Origin of the sequence: Vibrio sp. 1F255, assembly GCF_041439145.1 — a bacterium.
Classification (GTDB): Bacteria; Pseudomonadota; Gammaproteobacteria; order Enterobacterales; family Vibrionaceae; genus Vibrio; species Vibrio crassostreae_C.
On record NZ_JBGONQ010000060.1, the window covers coordinates 1 to 12,093 of the forward strand.

Annotated in this window: 13 protein-coding genes; 11 read left to right on the forward strand and 2 right to left on the reverse strand. The window is 43.1% G+C overall.

The genetic code is table 11. The features are described 5' to 3' along the window. Positions 1-184: 184 nt before the first annotated feature. The 10 genes from ACED41_RS20990 to ACED41_RS21035 all read left to right on the forward strand — a co-directional run bounded on the left by ACED41_RS20990 (position 185) and on the right by ACED41_RS21035 (position 8,514). Complete coding sequence (locus tag ACED41_RS20990) at positions 185-790, forward strand: endonuclease NucS domain-containing protein (protein ID WP_371722226.1); 606 nt, start codon at positions 185-187, stop codon at positions 788-790. A gap of 101 nt (positions 791-891) precedes the next feature. After that, positions 892-1,782 carry a hypothetical protein gene (locus ACED41_RS20995; RefSeq protein WP_371725621.1) on the forward strand — a complete coding sequence of 297 codons (891 nt, stop codon included), beginning with the start codon at positions 892-894 and terminating at the stop codon, positions 1,780-1,782. Positions 1,783-2,195: 413 nt separating this feature from the next. Further along, on the forward strand, positions 2,196-3,614 hold the full coding sequence (locus ACED41_RS21000; protein WP_371725622.1) for a DASS family sodium-coupled anion symporter: 1,419 nt from the start codon (positions 2,196-2,198) through the stop codon (positions 3,612-3,614). Positions 3,615-3,620: 6 nt separating this feature from the next. Then, complete coding sequence (locus ACED41_RS21005; protein ID WP_371725623.1) at positions 3,621-4,976, forward strand: ATP-binding protein; 1,356 nt, start codon at positions 3,621-3,623, stop codon at positions 4,974-4,976. Further along, a complete protein-coding gene (locus ACED41_RS21010; protein WP_017062404.1) occupies positions 4,963-5,436 on the forward strand; it encodes a response regulator in 474 nt (157 codons plus the stop codon). The genes ACED41_RS21005 and ACED41_RS21010 overlap by 14 nt, the downstream gene beginning before the upstream one ends. Positions 5,437-5,898: 462 nt before the next feature. Then, positions 5,899-6,399, forward strand: coding sequence for an opioid growth factor receptor-related protein (locus ACED41_RS21015; RefSeq protein ID WP_017062405.1), 501 nt, complete (start codon positions 5,899-5,901; stop codon positions 6,397-6,399). A gap of 199 nt (positions 6,400-6,598) precedes the next feature. Beyond that, positions 6,599-7,039, forward strand: a complete 441-nt coding sequence (locus tag ACED41_RS21020) for a hypothetical protein (protein WP_017062406.1) — start codon at positions 6,599-6,601, stop codon at positions 7,037-7,039. A 61-nt stretch (positions 7,040-7,100) separates the two neighbouring features. Further along, entirely contained in the window at positions 7,101-7,601 is a 501-nt protein-coding gene (locus ACED41_RS21025) for a hypothetical protein (RefSeq protein WP_017064207.1), read from the forward strand. Between the two features lie 69 nt (positions 7,602-7,670). Continuing rightward, positions 7,671-8,120: an N-acetyltransferase gene (locus tag ACED41_RS21030; RefSeq protein WP_136973884.1), complete on the forward strand. Its 450-nt coding sequence runs from the start codon at positions 7,671-7,673 to the stop codon at positions 8,118-8,120. Beyond that, entirely contained in the window at positions 8,113-8,514 is a 402-nt protein-coding gene (locus ACED41_RS21035) for a hypothetical protein (protein ID WP_017062409.1), read from the forward strand. Before ACED41_RS21030 ends, ACED41_RS21035 begins: the two co-directional genes overlap by 8 nt. A gap of 211 nt (positions 8,515-8,725) precedes the next feature. Here ACED41_RS21035 and ACED41_RS21040 read toward each other — a convergent pair whose 3' ends face one another. Both ACED41_RS21040 and ACED41_RS21045 read right to left on the reverse strand, forming a co-directional pair. Next, positions 8,726-9,754 carry a methionine synthase gene (locus ACED41_RS21040; protein WP_017062410.1) on the reverse strand — a complete coding sequence of 343 codons (1,029 nt, stop codon included), beginning with the start codon at positions 9,752-9,754 and terminating at the stop codon, positions 8,726-8,728. 45 nt (positions 9,755-9,799) lie between these two features. Next, positions 9,800-10,777, reverse strand: coding sequence for a DUF1852 domain-containing protein (locus ACED41_RS21045; protein WP_017064213.1), 978 nt, complete (start codon positions 10,775-10,777; stop codon positions 9,800-9,802). Between the two features lie 343 nt (positions 10,778-11,120). Between ACED41_RS21045 and ACED41_RS21050 the strand changes: the two genes are divergently transcribed. Then, positions 11,121-11,930 carry a sulfite exporter TauE/SafE family protein gene (locus ACED41_RS21050; protein WP_371725624.1) on the forward strand — a complete coding sequence of 270 codons (810 nt, stop codon included), beginning with the start codon at positions 11,121-11,123 and terminating at the stop codon, positions 11,928-11,930. The last annotated feature ends 163 nt before the right edge of the window (positions 11,931-12,093 follow it).

Sequence of the window (12,093 nt, forward strand, 5' to 3'; positions counted from 1 at the left end):
AGCTAAAGCCTGGGTCTCACATTACCCGATTGGAGCGCTTATTATCCATACAAACGTTTTAAGGCGGATTTGCAACGCGTGGCATTTTTAACATGCGTTTACTTTAGTGTTTACGGTGGTGTGCGGAAACATCGCATTGCGTTGCTCTCCACTTAAGCGGGCGTTATGTAACAAGGAGAAAGTTATGGAGTATTCAACAATAAAGGAACTGGTAATTGATGTCTGTGCAACAGAAGGCACTTTTCCTTCTTTCGAGAAATTAACAGCTCTAGTTTTGGAAAACTTCCCTACAAGTAAGTGGCAGAAAACGCATTACGCTTGGTATAAATCGAAAATTAAGCGTGGTGAGATTGAAGTTCCGGGGTTTACCTCTGTCGAGGCTACTGATGAGGATAATGACGTTCAAGAGTCAATAGATGCCAGCCTGTCCTTAGAAAAAGACCTTCATTCTTACCTAGCTCGAAATATTTCAGATATCGAGGACGGTCTATCGGTCGTAGAGGGTGGGATTGAGTATGCACTTGATGCTGGGCGTATAGATATACTTGCCAAAGATAAAACCGACCAATTGGTCGTTATTGAGCTGAAAGCAGGGAAAGCAAAGGATTCAGCGCTAGGGCAGCTGTTAGGCTATATTGGCTGTCTTTCGGAATCATCAAATACATCAAATATAAGAGGTATTCTTGTCGCTTCAGATTTCGACAAAAGGGTGGTGTTTGGTGCTAAAGCCTTAAGCAATGTAAAGTTAGTGAAATACCAAGTATCGTTCAACTTGGAAGAAGTTACATAACAAACGACTATGGCGTCAATGATTAGTTTTTGGCTGTATTTTCATCCCACATGGTGCCATCTCTCAGCATAGAGTTAAGGGGTACGTTTCACGGAGGAAACATGACAAGCGACCAACTATTGGAAAAGGCACTTTATAGCAGTGCCAGCATCCATCAACCTCATTCTTTAAAAGCCTATTTGGCTTCGAATCACCTTAACAACTATTTCGCTAAAACAGACAATGTGTGGCTTAAAACGAGTGAGCTGATAGACCAAACTGAGATTGAAGTGTTAGGCGAGTACTCTGTAATGGTGCAAGCGCCAAAGTTCTCAGATTTTCGTATTCACAGGATATTGGATAATGGGGTATACCCAGCGGCGTATGCTGCTTTAATGCAGTGGCATGAGAATAAGGGCTTTCAAGATATCTTCTCGCATTACGTTTCGCAGGCTTCTCAAACAAGCGAATACCTTTCCCACAATGTGACTATCTTATTGGCGCTGAATCGTGTTTACCGTGAGCTAGAGCCGTCTCAAGTTCTCGCATTCCTTAACCGCTTCACTGAATTTGTCACATCGACTCGTTCTGACGGTGACCGAAACACCGACACAAGCGAATTCGTAGAGCTCAATAGCGTATTACAAGCATGCTTCAAACAGTTTGGTTTCTTTGGGCATAACCTAATTACGCTTACGTGGATATTACGTTGTAAGGAAGAGCTGTCGAAAGAGCAATATGACGCAATGCTTTCTAATCTCTATCAACAGGCCAATAACCCTTTGGAAGATCCTGATGATGAGATTGATCAAGCTATCTTGGCGCAGTGTCAAAGCTCGGATAATTCAGATGAGCTCTATGACAATGTCCACCGATTGGTTTTTGGGTATACGTCGAATCTACACCAGATAACCCTAGCGGATGCATTGTGCTTTCTTCACGAACGATTCCCTACACACACATTGGAGTTAAAGCACATTGCCGAGTATCAGTGTCGTCTGTTAGAAAAGTGAGTTTAATTAGGACGTTGCATTTAACTTATGCAACGTTATCAGTCTAGTTAGCGCAGAAGTACAACTTACACGCGAATCAGATCTCAAATTGAAAAAAAGAGCTACTCGATAATGCAGCTATGCTCTTTACTTCTGAAAACCAGTCAGGTGTCAAATATGGCTCACATATTACGGATCTCCCACGCAAAGGCGAACGTTTGCCTTTTGTTTCTCGGAATTTAATTGCACCAGTAAATTACATACAAACGTAGAGGTAGCGCACAGAAACGAAAAAGGGGGTATCGCGATTACGTAATCATTGATCTAGCCGATAGTGAGATAGTGATAAGAGGTCGATAATTCGTTGTCGGACTAAATTAGAACTTTAAATCTAATTTCTAAGTAGTTGTTATCTCAGGAAGAGTTTTTGTGCTATGCGCCCCTATATTAAATACATTATCCCTATTTTAATTCCTTTCATTATCCTCGTAATGCCGCTATCAGCGTTTCCATTTGAAGGCCTTACGATTATTCAACAACGCGTTATCGCGATCTTTTTATTAGCGGCATTGTGCTGGGTGTTCGAGCCCATCCCGATCCACGCGACGTCTGTTGTTATTATCGTTCTGCAATTGTTGATGTTGTCAGATAAAGGGCTGATCTTTTTAAGGTTTGAGCATGGGCAGGAACATTTTGGTGAGTTGTTAAAATACAGCGACATCATGGCGACATTCGCCAGCCCAATCATCATGCTGTTTTTGGGCGGTTTTTTCTTAGCGATGGCCGCCACTAAATATCGATTAGACGTAAACTTAGCTCGCGTGTTGTTGAAGCCATTTGGACAAGACCCAAAGTTTGTGATGCTCGGCTTAATGTTGATCACTGGTATCTTTTCGATGTTTATGTCTAACACGGCAACAACGGCAATGATGCTCTCTATTTTAACGCCGGTACTGGCTGTGTTTGGTCCGAAAGACCCCGGTCGTGTAGCGTTTGCGCTTTGTATCCCGGTTGCCGCTAACATCGGTGGCATTGGTACCCCGATCGGTACCCCTCCGAACGCTATCGCACTTAAATATTTAGTTGGCGATAACCTCATTACGTTCGGTGAATGGATGGCATTTGGTGTGCCGTTTGTTGTGATTATGATGGCGTTAGCGTGGTTTTTAATAGGCTTTATGTACAAAGCTGACCAAAAGAAAATCGAGCTAAGCATCAAAGGTAAATTCCTTAAAACGCCTAAAGCCATTGCGGTGTACGTCACTTTTGCGCTGACCATCATTCTTTGGTTAATGGGTTCAAGCCATGGCATGAACTCTTACACCGTCGCTCTGATTCCTGTCGCTGTGTTCTCACTCACAGGGATCATCAATAAAGAAGACCTGAAGAAAATTTCTTGGGACGTATTGTGGCTTGTATCAGGTGGTATTGCGCTTGGTTTAGCGCTCGATAAAACTGGCTTAGCAAAGCTCGTGGTACACAGTATTCCGTTTGATAGCTACTCACCCTATGTGGTGTTGTTCGGAGCGGCGTTCTTGTGTTTGGTAATGGCAAACTTTATGTCTCATACCGCAACGGCTAACTTGTTAATGCCAATTATGGCTGCATTAGGTTCGTCTATGGCTTCACTCACGCCACTAGGCGGTGAGCTAACGTTAATTTTGGTTGTGACTTTTGCCGCTTCATTAGGTATGTCGCTGCCAATCAGTACGCCACCGAATGCGTTGGCTCATGCCACTGGTCATGTGCAAAGTAATCAAATGGCCAGAATCGGTATTATTTTGGGTGTGGTTGGTGTGCTACTGAGTTTTGTTATGGTGTGGGTGCTACATTCAATTGGTCACATAGGATAACGATACGTGTATCAACAAAAGCTAGAAGCACTGATCGAGCGCTATTTTAACCAAACAGAACGTCGGGTGACGTGCTGTGCCGGTAACACCATTATTGAACAATCAGCGTTAAACACTCGTTTATATTATGTGTTTAGTGGAGAACTGGAAGGGTTTTATACCGATGCGAATACACCGCAAGTGCGAGTATTTAGCGCGGGTAGTGGGGCTTTTATAGGCGTTCATAGCTTCTTTTCAGGTAATTGGACAGCATCTTCAACGGTTGTTGCTAAAACCGATGTTGAGTTAGCGTGGATCGATAAAGACACGCCTGCAGAAGATGAACGTAAATTTGGTCCTCTTACCGCACAGTTCACACCTGTAATTGTCAATGAGTTGTCGCGTCGTCAACGCCGCGCAACACAAGAAGCGATAGCGAAACAAAAAGCGCTAGAGAAGTTACATACTGCTGAGCAAATGACGACCTTGGGTCAATTGGCTGCAGGGATTGCTCATGAGCTTAACAACGCTATTGGTGTCGTAAATAGTAAATCTGGTCGACTTGAAACGGTCATCATGGATCTGCTTGAAGAAGTGCATCCAGAAGCCAGTCAATTTTTCGATTTTGGGTTAATGCATGGTCAGAAAACGTCGTCGTCAGAAGCACGAACACGTGGGCGACAATTTGAAAGAAAATATGGTTTAGACAAAAACATTGCTCGCTCTCTTGCGAAGGCGATTCCAATTGACGCTTCATATGCAACAGACGTTATTTCAAAACATTGGCTGAAAAACCCAGAAGAAGCGATTCGCTTTTGGCAAATGGGCTGTGATTTACATGATTTACGTTTGGCATCTAGACACACTGTGGGCATCGTAAAATCGGTTAAACAACTTGGCAGAGTTGATATTGACACCGAAGAAGCGGTTGATATTAATGACTCCATTAACCATGCCTTATCGTTGTTACAAAGTGAGTTGCGTAGAGTATCTGTGCGATTGAGCCCTGCAGATTTGCCGACTTTTAAAGGCTCGAAAACAGAGCTCGTTCAGATTTGGGTCAACATTGTAAAGAATGCTTGTGATGCAATGTCGAATTCAGACGATGCCGCAATAGAGATTCAAACCAGATTAAGTAAGAAAAGAATATTAGTTACGATTACGAATAACGGCCCTGAGATAGACGAGGGGACTCGTAGAAAGATATTTCAGCCCAACTTCACCACTAAAAAAGGTGGTTTATCGTTTGGATTGGGCTTGGGTTTATCAGTAGTTAAGCGGATTGTGGCGGGTTATGGCGGAAGTATCATTGTGAAAAGTGATGCTTCTAAAACTGTATTTAGAATCAAGTTACCAGTAGAGGGTGAACATGGAGAAGCTTAATTTAATCTGTGTCGATGACCAGAGAGAAGTACTGAGCGCAGTGGTACAAGATTTAGAGCCGCTGGCGAGTTGGCTGAATATTGAAGATTGTGAATCAGCGCAAGAAGTGCTTGATCTCATTGATGAACTTGACGCAGAAGGCGAACACATTACCGTCATCGTGTCTGATCATGTGATGCCAGGGAAAACGGGGGTGGAGTTACTCACTGAAGTGTTCCATGACAGCCGCTTTCCGAATACAAAGAAAATTCTTCTTACGGGGCAGGCCACTCATACCGATACCATCAATGCGATTAATGCAGCAGGCATCGACCGTTACTTTGAAAAGCCTTGGCAAGCAAGCACATTGGTTGAGTGCATTCGTACTCTTGTCACTGAGTACATATTTGATCAAGGGCTTGATTACACGGACTATCAGAATGAGCTCGACCAGCAGGTTGTGTTGAGACGCTTGCGTTAGCCTCTTATGTTAGCGACTTACATTATTCACTAGTGTAAGTCGCTTGAAATTCTATGCACCGAAGGACGCTTTCTGAAGGATTTTGTCTGTGAAAGATGTAATCTTTCGCTGCTTATTTTACCTACCTCTTTTAGTCGTTCAGGTTTTGGTACTCAGTTATTAACACACTGGTTGCTGGCTTTAGTCTAAAACTCATACGCTACGCCAACGCCAACGGATGCATTGTGTTTTCTTCAGGAACGATTCCCTGAACATACAGCAGAGCTAAAATGTGTCGCAGAGTTCCCGTGTCGTTTGTTAGAAAAGTAAGTCGAAATTATTCAAAAGTGATTCCTAACGCGTGGGACGTGGAGTTCTAAGCCAAATCGGTACTTACAACGTAAAGGACTAGGCTTTTCACGGCTTACTGCGTAATAATGCATTCGCCCACAAGTGGGGGTTTATAGTCAGTAGGATTTTAAAATGAGTGAGATTGCTCGCTTTATATCTGGTGAAGCGCCGGATAAATTTGGTCGAAATATAGAACAGTTATTGGCTTACAATCATTTTTGGTTGGAGCATGACCATAAGTACATTCAAGTGTTCTTCCCAATAGATGAGGGGACTAAGTTTAATCAACATGCCCCGTTGGTTACTCAAGAAGATAAGGTGCTTTTTGCTAATTCAGAAGCGCTCCGCACAGCTCATCTACAAGTGCTTGACCTGATGCTTGAGTTTTGGGGTATGCAGCGAAACGGGAGTGAAATATCTTCATCGTTACCACTTAGCCCGGCTAATCACGTATGGTTAAAGAATCATGACCATAACCAGCTAAGGTTAACGCGAGCCATTCGCAGTTTGTACTTGTTGGGTAATGAAGAGGTTGCGGCTCGGTTATGTGACTTTTTAGTATCAGCGGCGACCGAGACAGGGTTGGTGTCGGATAAAACCGTTCAGTATTGGCGCAATGCCTTGGAAGGTTAGGGTTTTTCTGTGCAGAGCTTCCGGCACTGCTCATAATTGATTCTCAATGCGCGGTATTTTGTACGATGCCGCTTTCTCTATATTCAACATTTGAATGCAATTTGTGGAATATATCAAAGTTAATTAAACTGATGGTAAGTTATTACTTTTCATTATGTTAGGGTTCTTTTCTTAAGGTCAGCGGATTAGGAAGAGGCTAATGAAAAAGGGATTTGTGATAGCGATATCAATCGGCTTTGTTGTCTTCTTCCTTGTTGGTCGTGAGCTTCAGTGGTTCGGGTCCAGTAATTCCGAGTCGTTTCCTAAACTTCCTGATAGTCCCCAATTTGTTCCTTCTATCGATTTCGACGGTGAGTGGCTAGGCCGCCGTATTAACACCACTGGCAATAATATGTGTGAACGCACAACCATCACCGGAACTATTCGTGAGGGTAAGGCTACTCTAAGGCTTACCTACAATGGAACACCGTTAGAGGGTTGGGTGACGGAAAACGGCGACTTACGTTTATATGCTAAACATCGCCAATGGGATTATCGTTTTTCCGCACGTGGCAGTGGCAGTAGATTTGACGGCCGATGGCACTTAACCAATGGGCCGTGCCAAGGAAGTTGGTTTCTAGAAAAGGTCGATGGCAAGTAGGGTTGTTACTACAAGACGCCGTTTAAAATTAACCAGCACAAGGTTCTTTTAGGAGAGATAAGTGATCAGATTAATCGCCGTGTTCATTGTGGCTTTCGGGCTAGGTGCATATGCGAGCTTACATGTTTTGACAGACTATGTTGTGAGCATTGAAGACAGTCATAAAGCTGCGGTGCGGCAAGGTTTTGAAACCTATAAATATGCAAATACAAAAGACCTTGCCCCATTAATTAAAACATCGAACTTGTTAGCTCGTTATAGTGCTTGTGAATTAGAGGGAGATGAAGGCGATGCGATTGCATTAGCCCTGTCTATTAACGCTATTTCCTTTGGGATGTTATCGAAGCAAGCGTCTGACCTCGATCAAGACACCTTTAGGACTGGTTTGATGATGTACGGAAAACTCAAAGACAACGAAAAAGCGTCTGGTCAGTTAACTGAAATACTTACTGCGTACTGTAAAGATAGTCTTCGCTATCTATACGACTGTGAAAAACTTTCTAATTTGTTAGGCGAAGAATGGGATACACAATGGAAGGAAGTGAAACCAGTATGTACCTAAAAATGATTCAACATATACGGCATTTTGCTATGCCGTATTCAGATGTGATTTGAAAACAAAGGACACAATATGGAAGTAAGGTTGGTCAAAGGTTCAGAGCCTAAGTTCGCTGAATCGATCACCAAAACGAATATGGCGAGTTACTATCAAGCTCGTGGAATCGCTTGGGGTCATAGCCAGTTTTTACGCAGCTGGGATGAGCTGGATAACTATGAAATTTATGTGGGGGATCGCCGTATTGGTGTTGTTCGCTTCAGTTACGCTAGTGGTACAACGTTTCTTAGGGACTTGCAGATATTAGCTGACTGTCAAGGTCAAGGTTTTGGCTCTAAGTGTCTCGATTTGGCTATTGAACATGCGAACAATCAAGCATCGGCTCAGTTAGTGTTGCGCGTGTTCAGTGAGAACCCCGCCATTAAGCTTTATCAATCAAAAGGTTTTACTCAGTTGTCTGAAGTGAAAGGGCTCGTTGAAATGGAGCTGCCTTTAGGGTCATCATTGAGAGAGTGTCATGGATAACCGTATCCAACTAAATTTTGTTAAATACTTATTTTCAGAGTTGCTGTTTATTGTTATTGCACTAGGTCTTGTCTATTGGATATCAGACGGTGATCGTTCATCGCTGCTAACCATAGGGCTGATAATTTGTGTTCCTCCATTAATAAAAATTCTAATGTTGTGGTGGAAGCTTCGCGATAGCTCGTTTGAAATCACGAACGGTCATGTACGTTTAAATGGCGTTGCTTGTGATGTGACTTTACAGCGTAGCTTTCTTCCGTTTGAAATTGGCTCATTCATCAAGCTTTCATACACGAAAGGTGCAATGCAGAAACACAATATTTACCTTTCTAAAGGCGCAATGAGCAAAGAAGAATGGAGCCGTATGTTAGCGTGTCGAACTAGGTCGCCATAAAGAAGCGACATCGCTGTTACTTGAGCTTTTAGTTTCCACGACGAATAGCGATGCGATTAAAGAGTACCAACGAGCGATCTCTTTATATGCTCAAGACCTAGATAAAACCTGGTAAGCAGCGCGTAAAGCTCATTAACTCACATAACAAAAAGCCTAAGCATCAATATGATACTTAGGCTTAAAGGCATAGTTTTTGTTCTTTAGGAAAGCGTTACGCTGAAAGCTCTTTACGAACGATCTCTGCGCCAGCACTTAGCGCATTAAGCTTCGCTGAGGCTATCTCGCGAGGTAGGGGAGCCATGCCGCAGTTGGTGCAAGGGTAGAGCTTGTCGGCATCAACGTACTTAAGTGTTTCACGTAGAGTGCTAGCCACTTCTTCCGGTGTTTCAATCGAATCGGTTGCAACATCAATCGCACCGACCATTACTTTCTTGCCTCGTACGAGCTCAAGCAGCTCAAGAGGTACATGAGAGTTGTGACACTCTAAAGAGATAATGTCGATATTCGATTGCTGCAGCTTAGGGAAGACTTCTTCGTATTGGCGCCACTCGGTGCCTAATGTCTTTTTCCAATCCGTATTCGCTTTAATGCCGTAGCCATAACAAATATGGACTGCTGTTTCGCACTTAAGCCCTTCAATGGCTCTTTCCAAACAAGCGATGCCCCAATTGTTCACTTCATCAAAAAACACGTTAAACGCAGGTTCATCGAACTGAATAATATCCACGCCTGCCGCTTCAAGTTCTTTGGCTTCTTCGTTGAGGATCTTTGCAAATTCCCACGCCAGTTTTTCACGGCTTTGGTAATGCGCATCGTAAAGTGTATCAATCATGGTCATAGGGCCCGGCAGAGCCCATTTGATCGGTTGGTCGGTTTGCTGACGTAAGAACTTCGCATCTTCAACAAACACAGATTTCTGACGAGAAACTGGGCCTACAACCGTCGGTACACTCGCATCGTAACGGTCGCGGATTTTAACGGTTTCACGCTTTTCAAAATCAACGCCATTCAGGTGTTCAATGAAGGTCGTTACAAAGTGTTGACGTGTTTGTTCGCCGTCACTCACAATATCAATGCCTGCTTGCTGTTGCTCGTGCAGAGAGACACGCAGCGCATCTTGTTTGCCGTCTGTGAGTTCATCGCCTTGAAGTTTCCATGGCGACCAAAGCGTCTCTGGTTGTGCAAGCCAAGACGGTTTCGGCAAGCTGCCCGCTGTTGAAGTCGGTAATAGTGTTTTCATAATAATATTGCCTATCCTTGGGTGGTTTGAGAGCGCAATAGACGATTAAAGTGCGTAATTTGCCGACCAGTTCTCTAGAACTGATTGGTATGGCTTAATGAACTTCTCTTCTGCGAATTTACCTTGTTCAACAGCTAGCTGGCTTCGTTCTTCACGGTCGTACACAATTTGAGTCAGCGAGTGATCCAAGTTTTTCAAGTTTGGTTGGTAACAGTTGCCCGCAACCGCGTTCGCGTTGTAAATCTCAGGTCGGTAGATTTTCTGGAACGTACCCATTGTGCTGATGGTGCTGATAAGCTCTAGGTTCGAGTAGTCGTTCAGCAGATCACCAAAGAAATAGAAGGCCAAAGGTGCAACACTGTTAGGCGGCATGAAATAACGAACCTGTAAGCCCATCTTTTTGAAATATTGTTCAGTTAAAGAAGACTCATTCGGTTGGTATTCAAAACCTAATACTGGGTGTTGGTTTTCAGTGCGGTAATAGGTTTTATTATCTGACACGCTTAAGCAAATAACAGGTCGTTTATTAAAGTTCTTTTTGTAAGCGTCAGAGTTAACGAAATATTTAAAAAGCTTACCGTGTAAGTCACCAAAATCTTCTGGAATGCTGAATTTATCTTGGCCTTTATTATGATCCAATAGACGTACGCTAAAGTCATAATCTCGAACATAAGAAGAGAAGTTATTTCCGATAATGCCTTCAATACGCTCGTTAGTTTTACGGTCTACAATATTGGTTTTCAGCACTTCAATTGAAGGGAATGCTTCGCCGTTGCTTTCAATATCCATATCAACAGAAATGATTTCAAGCTCAACAGAGTAGCGGTCGCCCTTAGGGTTATCCCAGTGCGCTAACGCGTTGAAACTGTTATCGATCATTTGTAGTGCATTGCGTAAGTTCGCTTGACGGCTGTCACCGCGAGCCAGGTTAGCAAAGTTGGTAGTGATACGCGTGCTGTCTGCAGGCTGGTAGTTTTCGTCGAGGCTAATGCTCTTAATCGTAAAATTAAATTCTTTATTCATGCTGATTTGGTATCCCAATTTTTTTTCTGATTCTCTCGGTCTTTAGTATTAAAACGGCTTTTATTTTTTGCTTGTGACCGGATTAAGAATCGAAGGCTATGCTGTCTGAAATTAATGCTTAGTAGAATTAATGTCGTATAAAGTTAATCGCTTAAGGTTTTTATACGTTGATAGGTTGACCATTAACAATGGTATTACTTCACATTCAACATGAGGAATATTCATGATCTATTCTGTTTGAATATTTTAGTCGGTGTCAGTTATATTAATTAGCTTGATGGAAATATAACCGCATTAATAGTGTGTTATTTAAGACGATTAATTTAATTAAGAGATGGATGAAATGAGTGAATTGCTGTTGTTGATTTTCTACTGTGCGTTACTGGGCAGTGGTGTTGGGTTTCTAGCCGGTTTGTTAGGTATTGGCGGAGGGCTGATCATTGTTCCTGTGTTAAGCAGCATTTTACTGTATTTAGAAGTTCTACCGTCTGACCAAGTTGTTGTCGCTGCGATTGCGACCTCACTGGCCTCGATTCTATTTACTTCAACGTCTTCTGCGCTCGCTCACCACAAGAACGGCAACGTGCCTTGGGACTTGGCACCTTGGATCATGTTGGGTGTTGCTCTAGGTGCTTTGGTTAGTGGTTTTATGGCGGCGTTATTACCTGAAAAGGTTGTTCGTATCGTGTTTGCTGTGAGCGTGGTTCTTATTGCGATCAAGATGTTCTTAAGCAGTAAAAGTGACGCGCCTAAAGAGCGAAAGCTACCGAATAAAGGTGTATTAACGGTTCTGACAACCATTACGGGTGGCTTATCTGCCATGATAGGTATTGGTGGCGGAGCATTGCTGGTTCCGCTATTAACGTTCTTCTCTGTCGATATGAAAAAGGCCATCGGTTGTGCCTCGGCTTGTGGCATTGTGATCGCGTTGTTTGGCTCGATAGGTTACATCAGTTCAGGCAGCAGCCACTTTGCTCTATCAGATGGCTTTGCTGGCTTTGTTTATCTGCCTGCGCTGTTGGGTATTGTGTGCACGTCTTGGTTTACGGCTCCGTTAGGCGCAAAAGCCACCAACCATTTACCGGTTCCAACGATTAAGAAAATCTTCTCAGTACTGCTGGTGGTTATCGCAGCAAGCATGGTTGCTCGTTAATAAAAGATCGTTCAAGTGTGAATATACAGAACAAAAACGAATAAATTGATCAACCACCAATAATTAGAAAAGGGCAGTTTCATAACTGCTCTTTTTTTGTTTATCGGTCTACATAGACAGAACCTTAAGCACTAAGCTCAGCGTAAATTCCGTCTAACGTAAT

What these genes read in the sequence shown, in the direction of transcription:
- ACED41_RS21035 (WP_017062409.1), top strand. Translation starts at nt 8,113, where the DNA reads ATGGATAACCGTATCCAACTAAATTTTGTTAAATACTTATTTTCAGAG.
- ACED41_RS21050 (WP_371725624.1), top strand. Translation starts at nt 11,121, where the DNA reads ATGAGTGAATTGCTGTTGTTGATTTTCTACTGTGCGTTACTGGGCAGT.
- ACED41_RS20995 (WP_371725621.1), top strand. Translation starts at nt 892, where the DNA reads ATGACAAGCGACCAACTATTGGAAAAGGCACTTTATAGCAGTGCCAGC.
- ACED41_RS21010 (WP_017062404.1), top strand. Translation starts at nt 4,963, where the DNA reads ATGGAGAAGCTTAATTTAATCTGTGTCGATGACCAGAGAGAAGTACTG.
- ACED41_RS21040 (WP_017062410.1), bottom strand. Translation starts at nt 9,754, where the DNA reads ATGAAAACACTATTACCGACTTCAACAGCGGGCAGCTTGCCGAAACCG.
- ACED41_RS21045 (WP_017064213.1), bottom strand. Translation starts at nt 10,777, where the DNA reads ATGAATAAAGAATTTAATTTTACGATTAAGAGCATTAGCCTCGACGAA.
- ACED41_RS21020 (WP_017062406.1), top strand. Translation starts at nt 6,599, where the DNA reads ATGAAAAAGGGATTTGTGATAGCGATATCAATCGGCTTTGTTGTCTTC.
- ACED41_RS21030 (WP_136973884.1), top strand. Translation starts at nt 7,671, where the DNA reads ATGGAAGTAAGGTTGGTCAAAGGTTCAGAGCCTAAGTTCGCTGAATCG.
- ACED41_RS21015 (WP_017062405.1), top strand. Translation starts at nt 5,899, where the DNA reads ATGAGTGAGATTGCTCGCTTTATATCTGGTGAAGCGCCGGATAAATTT.
- ACED41_RS21000 (WP_371725622.1), top strand. Translation starts at nt 2,196, where the DNA reads ATGCGCCCCTATATTAAATACATTATCCCTATTTTAATTCCTTTCATT.
- ACED41_RS20990 (WP_371722226.1), top strand. Translation starts at nt 185, where the DNA reads ATGGAGTATTCAACAATAAAGGAACTGGTAATTGATGTCTGTGCAACA.